Consider the following 18636-nt stretch of genomic DNA (forward strand, 5'->3'; position numbering starts at 1 on the left):
CTGGCGTGCGTTCGAGGGCCGTACACCGGCGGTTTCCCGCGGTCGTATACAACGCTTCCGAAAGCACAAAAGGACCCGGGGGCTTCGCTGCCCGAGTCCTCTTCGCTGAAGAATAGCCGACATGGGTACCGATCCGGCAGGTCATGTGGCGCGATCCACCATTCGTCCATATTCCGAGACGCGGAATGTAACGCGAGAGGGCGGGCCAATACGGACGTTCTTGCGCACGGCGGACGGTGTGGCGATCGATTCCGTATACGAACCGGGAAGGGCCGTATACAACCCGGGGACGGCCGTATACGAACGGGGCGGGAAGAACCCCCAGAACGGTTCCGGGACCGGCCTCGACCGGGGTCTCGTGTTCGTCGTCGCGCACGGGTTCACCGGGGACGTGGACCGGCCGCACATACGTCGGGTCGCGCGGGTGCTCGCCGGGTACGGCGCCGTCCTGACGTTCTCCTTCCGGGGGCACGGGGCCTCGGGCGGGCGGTCCACCGTCGGGGACCGGGAGGTGCTCGACCTCGCGGCGGCCGTGGAGTGGGCGCGGGAGCTGGGGCACACGCGGGTGGTCACCGTGGGGTTCTCCATGGGCGGCTCGGTGGTACTGCGGCACGCGGCGGTGGGCGGCGCCGGCGGGGGCGCCGCCGAGGTGGACGCCGTCGTCTCGGTCAGCGCGCCGGCCCGGTGGTTCTACCGGGGGACCGCGCCCATGCGGCGGCTGCACTGGCTCGTGACGCGGCCCTCCGGGCGGCTCGTCGGGCGGTACGGGCTGCGCACCCGCATCCACCACCGGCAGTGGGACCCCGTACCGCTGTCGCCCGTGGAGGCCGTACCGCGGATCGCGCCGACGCCGCTGCTGGTCGTGCACGGGGACAGCGACGCGTACTTCCCGCTCGACCATCCGCGGATGCTCGCGGACGCCGCCGGGGAGCACGGGGAACTCTGGGTCGAGCAGGGCATGGGGCACGCCGAGAACGCGGCGCCCGAGCCGCTGTTGAGGCGCATCGGGGACTGGGCGGCCGGCCGGGCGGGCTAGCCTGACCGTGTTCACCGTCAACCGATTGAGGAACCAGCAGATGGCAAAGGTCACGGTGCGGTACTGGGCCGCCGCCAAGGCCGCGGCGGGGGTGGCCGAGGAACCGTACGAGGCGGGCACGCTCGCGGACGCGCTCGACGCCGTGCGCGGGCGGCATCCCGGCGAGCTCACGCGTGTGCTGCTGAGGTGCTCGTTCCTCGTCGACGGTGATCCCGTGGGTAAGCGCGCGCACGAGACGGTACGGCTGGCCGACGGCGGCACGGTCGAGGTGCTTCCGCCGTTCGCAGGAGGGTGAGGGATGACGAACCAGCCGTATGGGTCGTACGGGGCGTACGGGCCGGACGGATCGGGCGGGCCGGGCGGTGGGGCCTGGGGGCAGCCCGGTGCCCGGGAGCCGCAGGCGCAGGCGCCGTATCAGCAGCCGCAGTCGCAGCCTCATGCGCAGCCGCAGGCGTGGCCCGGACAGCAGCAGTACGAGGATCCGTACGCGGATCAGCAGTACACGCAGCAGTGGCAGGGGCAGACGTGGGAGACGCAGATGCAGCCGCCGGTGCCGCCGGTGGCCGCGGCTGAGGAGACGTCCTATCTGCCTCCGCAGGGGGTGGGCGCGGCGGTTCCGCAGGGGTACCCGCCGGCTCAGGCGCCGGCTCACGCGCAGGCTCAGGTGCCGGTGAGCGCGCCTGTGGCTCCGGCGCCCGCGCCGGAGACCGCGGGAGGCGGGGGAGGTGCCGGGCCCGAGTACGGGCCGGCCACCCTCGCGGGGAACTCCCGGATCACCGACGCGCAGCGGGCGCGGGCGGAGGGGCGGTCGCCGATCATCGACCCCGGGATGCAGTCGGCCCTGCTCACGGCCGTGCTGGGGCTGCTGCTGGCGGGTGGTGCCGCGCTCGGCACGTACGCGCTGCTCGTGCCGCTGGTGGTGCTGCAGGGGCTGACCGCGGCGGGGTGGTTCCGGCTCAACGGGATGTGGCCGGCGCGGCAGGGCATCGCGCTCGGGTTCCTGGGGGCGCTGGCGGCGGACGCGGCGATGCTGCTGTCCGACCGGTCGCCGGCGGCGATCCTCGGGGCGCTGGGGGTCTGGGTGCTGCTGTCGCTGGTCCTGCAGCTGCGGTCGCACGCCGATCCGGACGAGCGGATGTACGGGCTGATGGCGACCGTCGTGGCGGCGGCGCTGGCGATCGCGGCGGGCGGGTATCTCGCGGCCGACGCGGACGCGGTGGTCGTGGGGGCGGTCGCGGTCGCGGTGGCTCTCGTCGCGCGGGCGCTGCCCGTGGGGACGGCGGCGTCGGTGGTGCTCGCGCTGGTGGCGGCGGGCGGGGCCGGGTTCGCGGTCGGGGGGATGGAGACGGACGGGGCGTTGCTGGGGGCCGGTGCGGCGGTCTGCGCGCTGATCGGTCACCGGGTGGCCGCCTACGACTACCCGTCCCGCTTCGTCCACTTCACGGCCGGCATCGCCCTCCCGCTGGCGGCGGCGGGCCCGGCCGTCTACATCCTGGGCCGCGTCTTCGGCTGACGCCGACGCCTGCGGCGCAGGGTTCTGTGCGGTGGGGGTTGCTGTAGCGCCCACGGTGGGTGGGTGGTGCGGGGCCGGGGTGGGGGCGGTCGTCCTCGGTCTGGCGCGATGAAGTGTGCTTGTGGGGTGTGGGGTGTTGACGCGCCAGCCGCTGCGGGCGCCCACCCCCACCCCGTCCCCTCCCCGCCGTCGGCGACCACACCAACACCGTGGCGACATCGCCCTCCGCCGCAGGCGGTACGCCTGCGGCCAACCGCGGCCGGGCGGCTGCCGCAAGCTGCCGCCAACCGCGGGCCATCGTGCCGCTGGGGCGATGGGGGTCCCCCCCGCTCGAGCGAACCCGAGAGCGGGGGAGGGTGGGCGCGGCGGCACCCTGCCGGCGCCAGGTGCGCGAACACCCCCCGGCCCGCACCGACCCCGGTGCATCTGGGCCCGGGCCGCGTCAACACCCCCCGCGCCCGCACGAACCGGTGCAGGATGTCGAACATGCGTCCCGCAGAGATCGTCCACGCCCTCTGGGGCCGCATGCAGGCAAGAGACTGGCCCGCCCTGGCGGACCTCCTCGCGGACGACCTCGTCGTCGAATGGCCCGTCAGCGCCGAGCGCATCCGAGGCAGGGACAACTACATCCGCGTCAACGCGGAATACCCCGAGGGCTGGTCCATCAAGGTCCTCCGCGTCCTGGAGGCGGGCGCCGAGGTCGTCTCCGAGGTCGAGGTCCCCCACGCCACCCTGGGTGTTCACCGTGTCGCGTCCTTCTGGACGGTCCAGGACGGACTGGTCACCCGGGGGCGCGAGTACTGGACCGAGCTGGGTGCCGACTCCTCGCCGGCATGGCGGGCGCCGTACGTGGAGCGGGTGTGAGGGCTGCCCTGTCACAGGTGATCCACAATCCCCCGTGGGTCCCACGGTCCCGCACTACTCTCGCGTAGGGACGGCCGCCCGGTCGTCGGGGGCGTCTTACGTCAGGTGGGGGACACCGCATGCGCGCACTGCGAATACTGCTGATCATCGCCGTGGTACTCGGCGCCCTCTTCGTCGCCGTCGACCGCGTCGCGGTGTACTTCGCCGAGGGCGAGGCCGCCGACCGCCTCCGGGCCACGGAGAACCTCTCGTCCACGCCCGACGTCGACATCAAGGGCTTCCCCTTCCTCACCCAGGTGCTCGACGGCACCTTCGACGAGGTGGGGGTCGGCATCCATGACTACGAGGCCGGCACCGGCGACGGCAAGGGCACCATCCGTATCGCCGACCTGCGTGCCGACATGAGGGGCGTCGACTTCACCGGCGACTTCAGCTCCGCCGTCGCCGACAGCGCCACCGGTACCGCGACGCTCGCGTACGACGAGCTGCTCAAGACGGCCAAGTCCGAGTCCACCCAGGTGGCGCCCGGCATCACCGCCGAGGTCGTGGGGCTGTCCGACGGGGGGAACGGGAAGATCGAGGTCGCGCTGGAGACCAGCGTGTTCGGCAAGAAGCTGCCCGAGCCGGTCTCCGTGCTCAGCTCGGTGACCGTCGTGGACGGCAACACCGTGCGCGTGCGGGCGGACGTGCTGCCGGTGCTCGGCGGCGTGGAGATCGCCGAGTCGCGGGTGCGCCGCATCACGGACTTCGAGCAGAAGATCGACGGACTGCCCGGCGGCATCCGTCTGGAGCAGGTGCAGGCGGCGCCGGACGGCGTGGACGTCACGGTCACGGGGACCGATGTGCGGCTGGTCGGCTAGAGCGGTGTCCGGTGGGCGAGACGATGACGTCCGCTGAGCAGATGGGTCGGCGGGGCGCGTAGGCGCGGGGGCGCCGGAGTGGGCGGTTTTCCGGGTAGTCGTATCGAAGTTCGGACGATCTCGTCTCAGGATGCGACACGGCGGTGACAGGGCCGCCTGTCCGTCCCTACGATCGTCACCATGCAGTGTCAGACGAGCGTCCTCCGGTCGAGGGGACAGGCGGATCTCACGAAGCGGCGGGCAGTGGACCTGTGCCGTGTCGCCGCCATGCTCTGTCGCACTTTCTGAGCGGGCGCGTCTTTCCGTCCGCATTCCCGTCCCCGTCGAGGGGATCCGTGCGCCGGCCCGGCCCGGGCGTGGGCGCACCCGTATACCTGCACGCCCCCCGCAACTGCCCCGGAGGAGAACAGCATGGCTCGCAGTGACGTCCTGGTCGACGCCGATTGGGTCCAGGAGCACCTGGACGACCCGAGCATCGCGATCGTCGAGGTGGACGAGGACACGTCCGCCTACGAGAAGAACCACATCAAGAACGCCATCCGGATCGACTGGACCACGGACCTGCAGGACCCGGTCCGCCGTGACTTCGTCGACCAGGAGGGCTTCGAGAAGCTCCTGTCCGACAAGGGCATCTCCAACGACCACACGGTCGTCCTCTACGGCGGCAACAACAACTGGTTCGCCTCGTACGCGTACTGGTACTTCAAGCTGTACGGCCACGAGAACGTCAAGCTCCTCGACGGCGGCCGCAAGAAGTGGGAGCTCGACGCCCGCGAGCTGGTCCCCGGCGACGAGGTGCCCGAGCGCCCGAAGACCGATTACAAGGCCAAGCCGCAGGACACCTCCATCCGCGCCTTCCGCGACGACGTCGTGGCCGCCATCGGTGCGCAGAACCTGGTCGACGTGCGGTCGCCCGACGAGTTCTCCGGCAAGCTGCTCGCCCCGGCCCACCTGCCGCAGGAGCAGTCGCAGCGCCCGGGTCACGTCCCGACGGCCGCCAACATCCCGTGGTCGAAGAACGCCAACGACGACGGCACCTTCAAGTCGGAGGAGGAGCTCAAGGAGCTCTACGCCGCCGAGGACGTGGACCTGGCGAAGGACACCATCGCCTACTGCCGCATCGGTGAGCGTTCCGCGCTGACCTGGTTCGTGCTGCACGAGCTGCTCGGCGTGGAGAACGTCAAGAACTACGACGGCTCCTGGACCGAGTACGGCTCCCTCGTGGGCGTGCCGATCGAGCTCGGCTCCGGCAAGTAATCCCTCTCCGACCGATCTCTCAGGAGTAAGACATGTGCGGTGCGAAGGCCGGCGGCCCGGACGCCTCGACGATCAAGCCCGGTGAGACCACCATCCAGGGTCAGGTGACCCGCGACGGCGAGCCGGTGACGGGCTACGTCCGTCTGCTGGACTCGACCGGCGAGTTCACCGCGGAGGTCCCGACCTCCGCGACCGGGCAGTTCCGCTTCTACGCGGCGGAGGGCACCTGGACCGTCCGCGCCCTGGTGCCCGGCGGCACCGCCGACCGCACGGTCGTCGCCCAGCAGGGTGGCCTGGCCGAGGTCGCGATCGCGGTCTGAGCAGGGTTCGTACGAAGGGCCGCGTCCTCCGGGGCGCGGCCCTTCGGCCTGCCCGGACCTACGCTGGAGACATGTACGCGCGCAGGCGGCATGTCTACTTCGCCATGATGGGCGGCTGCATCGGGCTGTTCGTCCTGGCCTGGGGCGTCGTGCGGCTCTGGTCGGTGCCGGCCGCGGTGGCGATGTGCGTGGTCGCCATGGTGATCCCGCCGGTCGCCGCGATGGTCGCCAACCGGCGGGGCCCCGAGGACCGCTGGTGGGACGACCCCTCGGGCGACCCGCAGTCCGACGAGTGGTGGGACGAGCTGGACGGGAAGAAGAAGGGGCCCCGGTAGGCCCGCCAGTACGCCGGTAGGCCCGTCAGTACACCAGTGCCTGGGTGCCGTCCGTCATGGCCTCCTGCACGAACACCTGCGCGCCGGCGATCCGCACGCCCTCGATGACGTCCTTCTCCGTGATGTCCCGGCGGGCCGCGCACTGCGTGCACAGCGTGACCCGGCCGGTCGCGAGGACGGAGTCCAGCAGGTCGGGCAGCGGAGCGGCGTGCGGCAGGTCGAACTCGGCGGCCCGGCCGGGGAGCGCGAACCACGCGGACTCCCCGGTGAGCCACAGGGACACCTCGACGCCGCTGGCCGCCGCCACCGCGGCCACCGTGAACGCCTGCGAGCAGCGCTCGGGGGCGTCGGTCCCGGCGGTCACCTTGATCACGAGCTTCTTCGCCATGACCGCATCGTAGTCAGGGGCCCACCTCGCACGACGGCGGCCGCACCCGGCCGCGTAAGCTGGGTGCCGGCCCTGTGCACACCCTCGCACCCCGCTCAAGGAGCACCCCGTGATCGCCTTCTTCGAAATCCTGCTGGTCCTCGTCGCCGTCGGCGTTCTCGCCTTCGCCGGGCTGACCGTGAAGAAGCTGTACCAGGGCCAGCGCTGACCCGCTACCAGGAAGTTCCCTCATGATCGAGATCCCGTCCGACCTGCACAAGGACCTCGTCCCGCTCGCGTTCCTGCTCGGCAACTGGGCGGGCGCCGGCGTGCACGACTTCCCCGGCGCCGAGAAGTGCAACTTCGGCCAGGAGGTCACCTTCACCCATGACGGCAGGGACTTCCTGGAGTACTCCTCGCACAGCTGGGTGCTGGACGGTGACGGCAACAAGGTCCGCCCGCTGGAGTCGGAGCACGGCTTCTGGCGGATCGACGCCGACCGCAAGGTCGAGGTGACCATGGTCCGCGACGACGGCGTCGTCGAGGTCTGGTACGGCGAGATGGCCGACAAGAAGCCGCAGATCGACCTGGTGACCGACGCCGTGGCGCGCACGGCCGCCTCCGGCCCCTACTCCGGCGGCAAGCGGCTGTACGGCTACGTGAAGAGCGACCTGATGTGGGTCGGCGAGAAGCAGACCCCCGAGGTGGAGCTGCGCCCCTACATGTCGGCGCACCTGAAGAAGGTCGTCACCCCGGAGGAGGTCGAGCGCTGGGCCAAGGCCCTGCCCGACGACATGCCGGACGACGGCATCGCGTTCTTCAAGTAGGCGGCACCGGCCGGGCACGGCGGCCGGATCCGCCCGGCTCGGGCCCGGGCGGTTCACGGGCCAGGCCCTAGACTCGTGGTGTGGTGAGCACCGACTGGAAGAGCGACCTCAGGCAGCGCGGGTACCGGCTGACGCCCCAGCGCCAGCTCGTGCTCGAAGCCGTCGACACCCTTGAGCACGCGACCCCCGACGACATCCTCGTGGAAGTGAGGAAGACGGCGTCGGGGGTCAACATCTCCACCGTCTACCGCACGCTGGAGCTGCTGGAGGAGCTGGGCCTGGTCAGCCACGCCCACCTCGGTCACGGCGCCCCGACCTACCACCTCGCCGACCGGCACCACCATCTGCACCTGGTCTGCCGCGACTGCACCGACGTCATCGAGGCGGACGTGGAGGTGGCCGCCGAGTTCACGGCCAAGCTGCGGGACACCTTCGGCTTCGACACCGACATGAAGCACTTCGCGATCTTCGGCCGGTGCGAGGACTGTTCCCGCAAGGCTTCACCTGCCGAGTCGTAGGCTAGGCGTATGAAAAGCCCCCTGCTGACCCTGCCCGGCGCCGTCCCCGCCGAGGGCGTGGACGAAGGCGTGGCCGCCCACTACGGCGACCTGTTCCGTGAGCAGCGCGCCCTCGCCGACGGCACCGGCTTCGTCGACCTGTCCCACCGCGGGGTCGTCACCGTCTCCGGACCGGAGCGGCTCACCTGGCTGCACCTGCTGCTCACCCAGCACGTCCAGGACCTCCCGCCGCACCGCGCGACCGAGGCGTTGATCCTCTCCGCCAACGGCCACATCGAGCACGCGCTCTACCTGGTCGACGACGGCGAGACGGTCTGGGCGCACGTCGAGCCCGGCACCCAGGAGTCGCTGATCGCGTACCTGGAGTCGATGAAGTTCTTCTACCGGGTCGAGGTCGCCGACCGCACCGCCGACATCGCGGTGGTCCACCTGCCGGCCGGGTCCATCACCGAGGTGCCGGAGGGCGTCGCGGTGCGCGAGACGCCGTACGGCAGGGACCTGTTCCTGCCCCGCGGCGACCTGGAGGCGTACGCGGACAAGGCGGGTCCCGCCACCGGGCTCCTCGCCCACGAGGCGCTGCGTGTCGAGCAGCACCGGCCGCGCCTCGGCTTCGAGACCGACCACCGCACCATCCCGCACGAGCTGGGCTGGATCGGCAGCGCCGTGCACCTGCAGAAGGGCTGCTACCGGGGCCAGGAGACGGTCGCCCGGGTGCAGAACCTGGGCAAACCGCCGCGCCGGCTGGTCTTCCTGCACCTGGACGGCAGCGAGGTGCACCTGCCCGTGCCGGGCACCGAGCTGCGGCTCGCGGCCGATGGTGAGGACGGGCGGAAGATCGGGTTCATCACCACGTCCGCCCGCCACCACGAGCTGGGCCCGGTCGCCCTGGCGCTGGTGAAGCGGAACGTCCCGGTGGACGCCCCGCTGCTCGCCGGTGACACGGCCGCCGCCCAGGAGACCGTCGTCGAGCCCTGAGCCGTACGGCCCCGGGGCCTCACATCTCCAGCAGCACGGTGAACGGGCCGTCGTTGGTGAGCGACACCCGCATCCGCGCGCCGAAGCGGCCCGTCGCCACCGTCGCGCCCAGCGCGCGGAGTTGTGCCACGACCTCGTCGACCAGCGGCTCGGCGAGGTCGCCGGGGGCCGCCGCGTTCCAGGTGGGGCGGCGGCCCTTGCGGGCGTCGCCGTAGAGGGTGAACTGGCTGATCACCAGGAGCGGGGCGCCGACGTCGCTGCATGACTTCTCGTCCTGCAGCATCCGGATCGACCAGAGCTTGCGGGCGAGCTGCGCCGCCTTCTCCTTGGTGTCCTCGTGGGTGACGCCGACCAGGACGCACAGGCCCTCGCCCTCGATCGCCCCCACCGTCTCGCCGTCCACCACGACGCTCGCGCCGTCGACCCTCTGCACCACTGCACGCATACGCCCATGATGCCGGTCCGCGAACAGGTGGCCGACGGCGGCCCGCGGAACACCCCGGTCGGGCTATTTTTACTCCTTAGCGCCCATCTGGGGCGGATCGGGGCCACTCGCTCACATTGCGGCCGCTCGGGGTGGCACGATGCTGGCACATGCCGGTCGAGGGGACGGTTGAGGCACATGAGCACACCGGGGATCGGGCAGTCGTCTGCGGCTGTCGCGTTGACCCACGGGGGCGCCGGGGAACGGGAGTTCCGCCGGCCGCCCACGCAACGTACGGACAGCCCCGTGCTGCCGGAGGAGCGGGCGGAGGACGAACCGACCGGGCTGAGCCTGGACGAACTGCGCGCGACGCGGCGGGACGCGCAGCGCGAGGAGGCCGACCTCAGCTACGTACGCCGGCTCCTCCAGGGGCGGATCGACATCCTGCGCGCGGAGCTGGCGCGGCGCGACCTGCCGCAGGGGGTGCCCGCGGCCTTCGCGCCGGGGGAGAGCTCCGTCGTCGACCGGCTGCCGGAGATCCTCCGGGACACCCCGGCCCGGCAGCGGTCCTCGGCCCGCCACCTGACGCTGGGGACACCGCAGAGCGAGGAGTCCCGGCGGCTGGCCGCCGAGATGCTCGCCGAGGTGGAGCTCTCCGACCTGGCGGCGCGCACCGACGGCGAGCTGCACACGGCCATGGGCCGGCTGGTGGGCTACGAGCAGCAGGTGTCGCGGCGGCGGCAGCGGCTGCAGCGCACGGCCGACGCGTGCGGCGCGGAGATCACCCGCCGGTACCGGGAGGGGGAGGCGCAGGTCGACGACCTGCTGGTGTGAGGCGGGGCCGGGGGGGAAACCGCGTCGACACCCGTCGAGGGACCGGCCTAACGTGACGTCCATGACCTCCCGTGCCGCCATGGACGTACGTCCCATCACCGAGTCCGAGTTCCCCGACTGGAACCGGGCCATGAACATCGGCTTCCTGCGGGAGCCGACCATGCCCGAGGAGATCGTCGACGCGCGCCGGGCGCAGTTCACGCCCGGCCGCTCGACGGGCGCCTTCGACGCGGGGCGGTGCGTCGCGACGTTCCGTTCCTTCGCGCAGGAGCTGACCGTGGTCGGCGGGGCGACCGTGCCGGCCGACGCGGTCACCAACGTCACCGTCTCCCCGACCCATCGCCGGCGCGGGCTGCTGACCCGGATGATGACCGAGGACCTCGCCGCCGCGAAGGAGCGCGGGGACGTCGTCGCCACGCTGATCGCCGCCGAGTACCCGATCTACGGGCGGTACGGCTTCGGCCCGGCCACCTGGACCACCGAGTGGACGGTCGACGTGCCGCGCACCGGTCTCGACCCGCGCCGGGCCGGGCCGGAGGACGGCGGCCGGGTCGACCTGGTGGACGCCGAGGACGTCCGTAAGCTCGGCCCCGAGCTGCACGAGCGGCTGCGCCGGCTCCGGCCGGGCGTGGTGAGCCGGGACGAGCTGTGGTGGCGGACCACCACCGGTGCCGTGCGCTTCCACGCTACGTTCCACGAGCCCTTCTACGTGGTGTACCGCTCGCCCTCCGGCGAGGTCGAGGGCATGGCTGCCTACACCACGGACGACAAGTGGGGTGACGGCAAGCAGCCGTTGAACACGGCGCGGGTGAAGTGGCTGACCGGGGTGACCCCGGCCGCCGAGCGGGCGCTGTGGCACTACCTGTGCTCGGTCGACTGGGTGGTCCGGGTCAAGAGCGGTTACCGCGCCCCCGACGACCTGCTCCCGCTCCTCCTGCCCGACCCGCGCGCCGCCGCCGTGACCACGCACGCCGACTTCCTGTGGGTGCGCGTCCTCGACGTCGTGCGGGCGCTGGAGGCGCGGACGTACGAGGGGGCCGGGGCGCTGGTGCTGGAGGTGGCCGACGCGGGCGGACTGGCCGGCGGACGGTACCGGCTGGAGGTGTCGGCGGACGGCACCGGGACCTGCGCGCCGACCAAGGAGAGCGCCGACATCGCCCTGGACGTGGCCGATCTGGGGGCGCTGTACCTCGGGGACGAGTCGGCGGTGCGGCTCGCGGCGCTGGGCCGGGTCCGGGAAGAACGAGCGGGCGCCGCCCGTACGGCCGACGCCCTGCTGCGTACGTCCGGGCGACCGTGGTGCCCGGACGTGTTCTGAGCGCTGTCACGCCCAGGGCGCGGCCGTGCGCGCGCCCCTGCTGCCTGCTCCTTCCGCCGACGACGGGTGATCTGCATCCGTAGCGTGCTGTTCAGTTGTGGTTGTGGTTGTGGTTGTGGTGGTGCGGATGGTGCCTGCCGTCGACGGGCTCCCGGCTCCCCTCCGGAGAGGAGCCCGGCCGGCGGCCTGTGCGGAGTGCCGTCAGCCGGACTGGGCGAACAGCATCACGAGGATGACGGCGCCGATGCCGCTGATCATGGTGCTCCGCGCCTTGATGCCCACGGTGAGGGCGACGAAGGCGATGATCCCCATCGGGCCGTACTTCCACTGGACGAGTTGCTCGAACCCGATGGCCAGGGCAGCGATGACGATGGCGATGAGCGGCATGACGGTCCCCCTGTCTCCGGTGGCCTCCCCCACCGCCCTCCTGGTGAGCCAACCCCTGTGTGGGTCGACCAGGTTGGGCGAGTTGGTGACCAACTTCTTCTTAGTTATCTCCACTTGGAAGAGTCCTATAACCACCCTTCGTTGAACTGCCGGAAGATGGCGAGAAGTTGTAGTGTTTGGCCGTGGAGACGGAACACGCCTCCGTCAATGGACGGAAGAAGCCTCAGCGGCCCCAGAGGACGCATCGTGAGGTGGCCGACGAACTGCGCGCCCGGATCCGGTCCGGAGCACTGCGGCCGGGCCAGCGCATGCCCACCCAGGCCCAGTTGGCCGCCGAGTTCGGTGTCGAACGCCAGGCCGTGCGTGGCGCGTTGCGCATCCTGCAGTCCGAACAGCTGCTGACCAACGTCTCCAAGGGGGCGCCGGCGACCGTCGCCGACCGGTCCGAACGCCCTCCGACCGGCCCCGCCGCGCCTCCGCTGCCCACGACGGTGGCCCTCGCGCCCCGGATAGCCGCCGCCTTCGAGACGGACCACGTGGAGATAGACGCCGTCTGTCTGACCGCCGTCTCCCTCACGCTCGCCATCGGCGAACCGCTGCGGCAGATCCACGCGGGGCGGCTGAAACCGGCCAAGGTCGACGTCCGCGTCCTGCTGCCCAGCCGGAGCATCGACCTCGCCTTCCCGGTCCCGGTCGCGGGCCGCCGCGGGGACGACGACCCGGTGCACGAGCGCTGGCTGGCCCAGCGCAACGCCCAGGGCCAGGTGCTCCGCCACAACCTGCTGGGCCTGCGCGCCACCCACGGCATCGACGTGCGGGTGTCCTTCCGGGCGCTGCCCTTCACCCCGCCGGTGAAGCTGTACCTGCTCAACGGCGAGGAGGCGCTGTTCGCCTACTACACGGTGACCCGCAGCGAGGCGCAGATCGGCCAGGAGAGCCTGGAGACGTACGACGCGCAGGGCATACGGTCGATGCTGTTCGCCTTCGAGCAGGGGACCGGCCTGCGGGACACGAGCTTCGTGGAACAGTCCCACCTGTGGTTCAACGCACTGTGGGAGACGATCAGTTCGGAGCTGGAGCTCACGGACTGACGTCTCCCACGGGGTTCGGGGCGGGGCGGGCCGGCCGGGCACTGTGCCGGGCGGCCCGGTCACAGGGCGGGGCGGGCCACGAGCAGCGCGAGCAGCACCGCTCCGGCCGAGCTGACGCCGGGCCGCCTGGCGTGGATGCCGACGATGACCAGCAGCAGCCCGAGGAGGCCGGCGGCGCCGTACCTCCACTGCACGAGCTGCTCGACGGTGACGACGACCACGGCGGAGATCAGGGCGATGACGGGCATGGTGTTCCCCCTTCGGGCCAACGGTGGGACGGGGCGGAGGTGCGGTGGCGGTGTGGCGGCCTGCGGCGGTGAGATGAACGGAACCGAAACCTCCGCCAACTTCACCAAGTTGGCAACCAACTCCATCTATGTTGTCCCCACTTGGTTCCTACTCCAAAACAACTTTCAAACAACTCCCCATAGATGGGCCAAAGTTGTAGCGTTTGGTCGTGGCCCAGGAGAACGTGTCAGTGAACGGCAGCAGCAAGCTCTCGGCCCAGGAGATCGCCGACATCCTGCGGGAACGTATCCGCGGGGGTGAGCTCAAGGCCGGCGACCGCCTGCCCACGCAGGCCGAGCTGGCCGAGGAGTTCGGCGTGGAGCGCGGCACCGTCCGCCAGGCGTTGCGCGCCCTCCAGGACGACGGCCTGCTGAGCAACGTCAGCAAGGGCAGCCCGCCGCGGATCGCCGCCCCGGCCCCCGCGCGGGAGGAGCCGCAGCCGACCATGGTGGGCCTCGCGCCCCGGCTGACGGACGCCTTTTCCACCGCCCGGGTGCGGGTCGACGCGGTGTGCCTGACCGCCGAGAGCTTCATGCTGGCGGTCGGCGAGCCGGTCCGGCAGATCCACGAGGGCCGCATCCGCCCCGAGGCGATCGACGTCCGCATCATGCTGCCGTCCCGCCGGATCAACCTCGCCTTCCCGGTGCCGGTCGACGGCCGCGACGCGGGCGACGAGGACCCGGTGCACGAACGCTGGCTGGCCCAGCGCAACTCCCAGGCCCGCGTGCTCCAGCACAACCTGCAGGCGCTGCGCGCCACGCACGGCATCGACGTGCGGGTGTCGTTCCGGGCGCTGCCCTTCACCCCGCCGGTGAAGCTGTACCTGCTCAACGGCGAGGAGGCGCTGATCGGCTACTACATGCTGACCCGGCGCGAGGAGGAGTGGGAGAGCCGGACCCTGGAGATGTACGACGCCCTGGGCTCCGCCTCCCTCCTCTTCTCCTTCGCCAAGCGGGCCGGCCGGCGGGACCAGGCGTTCGTGGAGGAATCCCAGAAGTGGTTCGACGCCCTCTGGGAAACCATCACGACGGACCTGACACTCTCCTAGTGACTTCTGAGACGCAGCAGACTGAAGCGGTGACAGCCGAGACCGGGACGGAACCGGACGACCTGCGGAACCTGATCGAAGGTGCCCGAGTCGTGCTGTGGGACTTCGACGGCCCCGTCTGCCGCCTGTTCGCGGGCCACTCCGCGGAACGCGTGGCGCGGGACCTGGTGGAGTGGCTGGAGGGGCAGGGGCTGCACGGCCTGCTCAACGAGACCGAACGTGAGTCCCTCGACCCGCACGCCGTCCTGCGTGCCGTGGACGGCAGGCACCCCGGCAGCGACCTGGTCGAGGAGCTCGAGGAGCGGCTCACCAAGGAGGAGCTGAAGGCCACCGTCTCCGCGATGCCCACGCCGTACGCCGATCCGCTGGTCCGCACCTGGACCGCGGTGGGCGCCCGACTGGCCGTCGCCACCAACAACTCCCCTCAGGTGGCGCGCGAGTACCTCGGCACGCGCGGCCTGCTGTCCTGCTTCGCCCCCCACATCTACGGCCGGACCCAGGAACTGCGGTACCTCAAGCCGCACCCGCACTGCATCAACCGCGCCCTCAACGCGATGGGCGCCGCCCCGTCGACCGCTCTGATGATCGGCGACACCCCCTCCGACTTCCAGGCCGCCCGGGCCGCCGGTGTCCCGTTCCTCGGCTACGCCCGCAACGAGCGCAAGGGGAAGCTGTTGCGGGACGCGGGGGCCAGGACGGTCGTCGACTCGCTGGAGCCGGTGCTGAAGGCGGTGCGGGAGCCGCGTCAGGCCTGAATCATCAGCACGGTGAGCAGCACCGCCGCCCCGACGGCGAGCCCTTCACGGCGGGCGCGCACCCCCACACCGACGAGGAACAGCAGGATTAGGCCGGCCAGGCCCAGGCGGTCCTCGGTGAGCAGGCTCAGCGACAGCTCGCCGAGCGCCGAGAGCAGTTCGAGCCGGGCCATCATCCGACCATCTCCCTTCCACTTTCCGTCAGCGCTCAACTCTCCGTCCAATTGGACTGGTTGGCCTGAAGGGTGTCTGCCCGGCCCGGTTGATCCCTTAACCAACGGTCATGTGCGACGCGGGAGTTGTGGACGGTTGGTTTGCCGGTGGACCGAAGGCGGTACGTTCCGGGCGTGGCCGGACGGCAAGGTGAGGCAGGCGGCGGGCGGGAGGCCCAGCGGGTCGCCGACGAGCTGCGCGCGCGGATAGGCCACGTCTATCCCCTCGGCTCGTTCCTGCCGGCGCAGCGGGCCCTCGCCGTGGAGCTGGGTGTCTCCCGTGACACGGTGCAGCGGGCGCTGCGGGACCTGGTGAGCGAGGGCTGGATCCAGTCCCGTCGGGGCAGCGGCTCGCGGGTGGTCAAGACGCAGCGCATCCAGTCCTCGGCGCCCAAGGCGACCCGGCTGCACGGCCAGGTGACGCTGGCCCCCTTCATCAGCGAGGCCTTCGAGCAGCCCGAGGTCACGCTCGACGTCTACACGCTGACCTCGGAATCGCTGGACGCCCACATCCGGCTCCAGTCGGAGCGCATCCGCGGTGGCTTCATCTCGCCCCAGCACATCACTCTCCGTATGCTCCTGCCGGACCCGTCGCTGCCGCTGCCGTATCCGAGGGTCAAGGACGACCGGGACGACCCCCGGCTGCGGGAGCGGCTGCGGATCATCACCGAGTCGCACACCACCTCCCTGGTGGGGGCGCTCAGGGACCTGCAGACCGAGCGGCTGGTCCCGTCCGTCGACGTCCGGATCCGGCACACCCCGCTCACCCCGACCTTCAAGCTGTACCTGTTCAACGCGGTCGAGGTGCTGCACGGCATGTACGAGATCATCGAGCGGCCGCTGGAGCTGGAGCGCGGCGAGGTGGTGACCGCGCTGGACGTGCTGGGACTGGGCGCCACGCTCACCCATCACGTGAAGGATCCGGGGGATTCCGCCGCTCCGGGAGCCGTGTTCGTGGACAGCATGCAGCAGTGGTTCGACTCGGTCTGGAACCTCCTCTCGGAGTGACCGCCGTGCTGTAGCATTCCGGCCACCGATCGAGCATCGCTCTCCCCCCGTTCGTACCAGGGAGCACATCCGCCACTGGGACGGGCTTCCGCGATTCGGGCACACGGGTGACACCCTGTCCGGCGCATGCCTTTCCGGCATGCGGAAGCGGAGGCGGCATGCCTACCGTCAGTTGTGGACTCCCTCGTACCTCACGGAGCGGCCAGTGGGCGCACCACCCCTTCCCCGACCGGTCCTCGGGGTGCCCACCACGCCGGACGACCGGCTCCGCGGTTTCATGGAGCACGCCACCCGGTGCGGGGCGATCAGCAGCGGCCACCACAACCAGAACTTCGTGCTGGAGCTGCGTGAGGCGGAGGCGCGCCTGCTGGGCCGGGAGCCCGGGACGTCGGTGACGGTGCGCGTCCGCCGGGCGGAGGCGCTGCCGGTGGTGATCAGGACCTGGGAGAACGAGGACGAGATCCTCGGAGCGGTCAAGGGCGTCCTGCCGCATGTGCCGCAGTGCCTGGCCAAGGGGCCGGGGTTCGCCGTCCACAGCTATGTGGAGGGCGTGCCCCTCTCCAGCGTCTGCGGCAACGACAAACCGCTCGACACACTGATCATCCGGGCGCTCACCGGGCTGCTCGCCCAGATGGCCCAGGTGCGGCGCAGCAGTCTGCCGCCCCTGCCTGCCTGCTGGCCCCGCAACGACACCGACAGCCAGGGATTCCTGCGCACCCTCGCGGACCTCGCGGACCGGCAGATCCGTCGGCCCAATTGGACCGTGTTCGGTGGGCTGTTCGCGGCGCTGGGCATCCCGGAGGACGCCCTGGTGCGGCTCGCCGGGCGGACCCCCGTCATGGCCCGGCGGCCGTTCAGCCTGCTCCACGCCGACCTGCACCGGGACAACGTGATCGTCTCCTACGGCGGCTCGCTCCCGCTGATCTGCGTCGACTGGGAGCTGGCGACCTACGGCGACCCCCTCCACGACCTGGCGACCCACCTGGTGCGCATGCGCTACCCGGAGCACCAGTGGCCGGAGGTGATCGCCGCCTGGGAGGGGGCCATGCGCGGGATCCGGCCCGCCGCGGTGAACGGGCTGGCCAAGGACCTGCAGCACTACCTCGACTTCGAGCGCGCGCAGTCGGTCTTCCCGGACGTGATGCGGGCCGCGCAGTCCCTGGAGCAGGCGTTCTCCCAGAAGACCCTGGACGAGGCGACGGCGGAGGTGAACCGGGCGCTGCAGGCGGCGGCGGGCCCGCTCCACCTGCGGAACGTGCCCGGGCCCCGGGAGATCGAGCGCGCCCTGTTCCGCTGGCTGACCTCGCGCCGGGGCGGACACGGCGGGCACGGCGGCCAGACGTTCGGCTGGAAGCCCGACCCGCGCCTGCCGTTACCGGAGGACTTCCGCGAGGCCGCCGTGCTGGCCGCGCTGTCCGTGGAGGGGGCGGCCCCCGCCCGCCTGGTGTTCAAGGGCACCGCCCACCTCAACACCGTGGTGCGCGTCCCGGGCGTGGACCACCCCGTCGTCGTACGGCGCAGGCTGCCCGACGTCACCCGTCGCGAGCCGCACTTCCTCAGCGAGCACGCCGTGCTGCGCGGCATCGAGGAGGCCCGGGTCGCCGTGCACGCGCCCCGGGCCCTGGCGCTGGGCGAGACCTATCCGGACGACACCTTCGCCATCCACACCTACGTGGGCCCGCAGGATGTGGACGGCCCCCCGGACCACCCCGTGAACGGCCTGCTGCCGCACGAGGCGGACGGGCTGGTGGACCAGCTGTGCGCGCTGACCCGGGTGGACTACACGCACCTCGACCCGACGGCGGGCGAACCCGGCTTCCACCGCTGGCTCAAGGACGAGCTGGTCCGCCTGGTCGGCGAACTGCCCAAGGAGACGCAGCAGCTCGCCCGGCAGCTGGGCCTCCCGGACGCCGTACGGCTGAACCAGATCCTGTCCCGGCAGGAGGTCAGCCACCGGGAGCCCTCCCTGCTGCACGGCGACCTCAACCCGTGGAACCTGGTGCGCCGGGACGGCTCAGGGTGGCTGACCATCATCGACTGGGAGATGGCCCTGATCGGCGATCCCCTGTACGACCTGGTCCGGCACATGCACCTCACGCCGACCCGCCCGGAGATCCGCGCCCGCATGTTCCGCCGCTGGGAACGCGTGCTGCCGTCCGCGTACACGCGCGACTGGCGCGAGGACTGGCAGGTCTACCGCCGGCTGGAGACCGTCCGCTCCGCGTACATCGACCTCGATCGGATCGTCACGGGAGCGAGCCTCGACGCCCCCAACGTCCGCCGCGCGGTGGCCTCGTACGCGGTCACGCTGGCGGTGGCCAACGGCGCCCTCGGCCTCCCGGTCCGCGCCACGGCGAACCCGTACCTGCTCCGCGCCCTGATCTGAGGCTCGGCGGCGG

Annotated in this window: 24 protein-coding genes; 19 read left to right on the plus strand and 5 right to left on the minus strand. The window is 71.6% G+C overall.

Annotation, left to right across the window (positions count from 1 at the left end; genetic code table 11):
- The first annotated feature begins 121 nt into the window (after nucleotides 1-121).
- The 9 genes from B100_RS0108755 (at nucleotide 122) to B100_RS0108790 (ending at nucleotide 6185) form a co-directional block, all read left to right on the plus strand.
- Nucleotides 122-1036, plus strand: coding sequence for an alpha/beta fold hydrolase (locus tag B100_RS0108755; RefSeq protein ID WP_037722534.1), 915 nt, complete (start codon nucleotides 122-124; stop codon nucleotides 1034-1036).
- 40 nt (nucleotides 1037-1076) lie between these two features.
- On the plus strand, nucleotides 1077-1331 hold the full coding sequence (locus B100_RS0108760) for a MoaD/ThiS family protein (protein WP_024884066.1): 255 nt from the start codon (nucleotides 1077-1079) through the stop codon (nucleotides 1329-1331).
- Nucleotides 1332-1334: 3 nt separating this feature from the next.
- Nucleotides 1335-2549, plus strand: coding sequence for a hypothetical protein (locus tag B100_RS0108765; RefSeq protein WP_024884067.1), 1215 nt, complete (start codon nucleotides 1335-1337; stop codon nucleotides 2547-2549).
- Nucleotides 2550-3035: 486 nt separating this feature from the next.
- Nucleotides 3036-3413 (plus strand): nuclear transport factor 2 family protein, encoded by a 378-nt coding sequence (locus B100_RS0108770; RefSeq protein WP_024884068.1) that lies wholly within the window; start codon nucleotides 3036-3038, stop codon nucleotides 3411-3413.
- Nucleotides 3414-3532: 119 nt separating this feature from the next.
- A complete protein-coding gene (locus B100_RS0108775) occupies nucleotides 3533-4273 on the plus strand; it encodes an LmeA family phospholipid-binding protein (protein ID WP_024884069.1) in 741 nt (246 codons plus the stop codon).
- Nucleotides 4274-4453: 180 nt separating this feature from the next.
- Nucleotides 4454-4561 carry a putative leader peptide gene (locus B100_RS37550; RefSeq protein ID WP_351998383.1) on the plus strand — a complete coding sequence of 36 codons (108 nt, stop codon included), beginning with the start codon at nucleotides 4454-4456 and terminating at the stop codon, nucleotides 4559-4561.
- Between the two features lie 123 nt (nucleotides 4562-4684).
- On the plus strand, nucleotides 4685-5530 hold the full coding sequence (locus B100_RS0108780) for a sulfurtransferase (protein WP_024884070.1): 846 nt from the start codon (nucleotides 4685-4687) through the stop codon (nucleotides 5528-5530).
- A gap of 32 nt (nucleotides 5531-5562) precedes the next feature.
- On the plus strand, nucleotides 5563-5850 hold the full coding sequence (locus tag B100_RS0108785) for a DUF1416 domain-containing protein (RefSeq protein ID WP_004986406.1): 288 nt from the start codon (nucleotides 5563-5565) through the stop codon (nucleotides 5848-5850).
- A 71-nt stretch (nucleotides 5851-5921) separates the two neighbouring features.
- Nucleotides 5922-6185, plus strand: a complete 264-nt coding sequence (locus B100_RS0108790; RefSeq protein WP_024884071.1) for a DUF3099 domain-containing protein — start codon at nucleotides 5922-5924, stop codon at nucleotides 6183-6185.
- A 25-nt stretch (nucleotides 6186-6210) separates the two neighbouring features.
- Here the strand turns inward: B100_RS0108790 and B100_RS0108795 are convergent, their stop codons facing one another.
- A complete protein-coding gene (locus tag B100_RS0108795) occupies nucleotides 6211-6573 on the minus strand; it encodes a DsrE family protein (protein ID WP_024884072.1) in 363 nt (120 codons plus the stop codon).
- Nucleotides 6574-6803: 230 nt separating this feature from the next.
- On the opposite strand from B100_RS0108795, the gene B100_RS0108805 reads away from it, so the two are divergent.
- The 3 genes from B100_RS0108805 (at nucleotide 6804) to ygfZ (ending at nucleotide 8872) form a co-directional block, all read left to right on the plus strand.
- Nucleotides 6804-7379, plus strand: a complete 576-nt coding sequence (locus B100_RS0108805; protein WP_024884074.1) for a heme-binding beta-barrel domain-containing protein — start codon at nucleotides 6804-6806, stop codon at nucleotides 7377-7379.
- Between the two features lie 80 nt (nucleotides 7380-7459).
- Complete coding sequence (locus B100_RS0108810) at nucleotides 7460-7897, plus strand: Fur family transcriptional regulator (RefSeq protein WP_024884075.1); 438 nt, start codon at nucleotides 7460-7462, stop codon at nucleotides 7895-7897.
- 9 nt (nucleotides 7898-7906) lie between these two features.
- A complete protein-coding gene (gene ygfZ, locus B100_RS0108815; protein ID WP_024884076.1) occupies nucleotides 7907-8872 on the plus strand; it encodes a CAF17-like 4Fe-4S cluster assembly/insertion protein YgfZ in 966 nt (321 codons plus the stop codon).
- 19 nt (nucleotides 8873-8891) lie between these two features.
- Here the strand turns inward: ygfZ and dtd are convergent, their stop codons facing one another.
- On the minus strand, nucleotides 8892-9317 hold the full coding sequence (gene dtd / locus B100_RS0108820; protein ID WP_024884077.1) for a D-aminoacyl-tRNA deacylase: 426 nt from the start codon (nucleotides 9315-9317) through the stop codon (nucleotides 8892-8894).
- Between the two features lie 177 nt (nucleotides 9318-9494).
- On the opposite strand from dtd, the gene B100_RS0108825 reads away from it, so the two are divergent.
- Together B100_RS0108825 and B100_RS0108830 are read left to right on the plus strand one after the other, a co-directional pair.
- Nucleotides 9495-10130 carry an RsiG family protein gene (locus tag B100_RS0108825; protein WP_024884078.1) on the plus strand — a complete coding sequence of 212 codons (636 nt, stop codon included), beginning with the start codon at nucleotides 9495-9497 and terminating at the stop codon, nucleotides 10128-10130.
- Between the two features lie 61 nt (nucleotides 10131-10191).
- Nucleotides 10192-11448: a GNAT family N-acetyltransferase gene (locus B100_RS0108830; protein ID WP_024884079.1), complete on the plus strand. Its 1257-nt coding sequence runs from the start codon at nucleotides 10192-10194 to the stop codon at nucleotides 11446-11448.
- 201 nt (nucleotides 11449-11649) lie between these two features.
- Here B100_RS0108830 and B100_RS0108835 read toward each other — a convergent pair whose 3' ends face one another.
- Nucleotides 11650-11835, minus strand: a complete 186-nt coding sequence (locus B100_RS0108835; protein ID WP_024884080.1) for a hypothetical protein — start codon at nucleotides 11833-11835, stop codon at nucleotides 11650-11652.
- 176 nt (nucleotides 11836-12011) lie between these two features.
- Here B100_RS0108835 and B100_RS0108840 point away from each other — a divergent pair, with 176 nt between their 5' ends.
- Nucleotides 12012-12926 carry a GntR family transcriptional regulator gene (locus B100_RS0108840; protein ID WP_078540764.1) on the plus strand — a complete coding sequence of 305 codons (915 nt, stop codon included), beginning with the start codon at nucleotides 12012-12014 and terminating at the stop codon, nucleotides 12924-12926.
- A gap of 59 nt (nucleotides 12927-12985) precedes the next feature.
- Here B100_RS0108840 and B100_RS0108845 read toward each other — a convergent pair whose 3' ends face one another.
- Nucleotides 12986-13174 (minus strand): hypothetical protein, encoded by a 189-nt coding sequence (locus B100_RS0108845; RefSeq protein WP_024884082.1) that lies wholly within the window; start codon nucleotides 13172-13174, stop codon nucleotides 12986-12988.
- Between the two features lie 203 nt (nucleotides 13175-13377).
- Between B100_RS0108845 and B100_RS0108850 the strand changes: the two genes are divergently transcribed.
- Both B100_RS0108850 and B100_RS0108855 read left to right on the plus strand, forming a co-directional pair.
- Nucleotides 13378-14262, plus strand: a complete 885-nt coding sequence (locus B100_RS0108850; RefSeq protein ID WP_078540765.1) for a winged helix-turn-helix domain-containing protein — start codon at nucleotides 13378-13380, stop codon at nucleotides 14260-14262.
- A 29-nt stretch (nucleotides 14263-14291) separates the two neighbouring features.
- Nucleotides 14292-15017, plus strand: a complete 726-nt coding sequence (locus B100_RS0108855) for an HAD-IA family hydrolase (protein ID WP_024884084.1) — start codon at nucleotides 14292-14294, stop codon at nucleotides 15015-15017.
- Here B100_RS0108855 and B100_RS0108860 read toward each other — a convergent pair.
- Complete coding sequence (locus B100_RS0108860) at nucleotides 15008-15193, minus strand: hypothetical protein (RefSeq protein ID WP_486585607.1); 186 nt, start codon at nucleotides 15191-15193, stop codon at nucleotides 15008-15010. The genes B100_RS0108855 and B100_RS0108860 overlap by 10 nt on opposite strands.
- Before the next feature lie 171 nt (nucleotides 15194-15364).
- Between B100_RS0108860 and B100_RS0108865 the strand changes: the two genes are divergently transcribed.
- Both B100_RS0108865 and B100_RS0108870 read left to right on the plus strand, forming a co-directional pair.
- The gene (locus B100_RS0108865; RefSeq protein WP_024884086.1) at nucleotides 15365-16237 is read left to right on the plus strand and encodes a winged helix-turn-helix domain-containing protein; all 873 of its coding nucleotides are present in this window, start codon (nucleotides 15365-15367) and stop codon (nucleotides 16235-16237) included.
- A 277-nt stretch (nucleotides 16238-16514) separates the two neighbouring features.
- Nucleotides 16515-18623: an aminoglycoside phosphotransferase family protein gene (locus tag B100_RS0108870; protein WP_024884087.1), complete on the plus strand. Its 2109-nt coding sequence runs from the start codon at nucleotides 16515-16517 to the stop codon at nucleotides 18621-18623.
- The last annotated feature ends 13 nt before the right edge of the window (nucleotides 18624-18636 follow it).

It is taken from the genome of Streptomyces sp. CNH189, assembly GCF_000527195.1.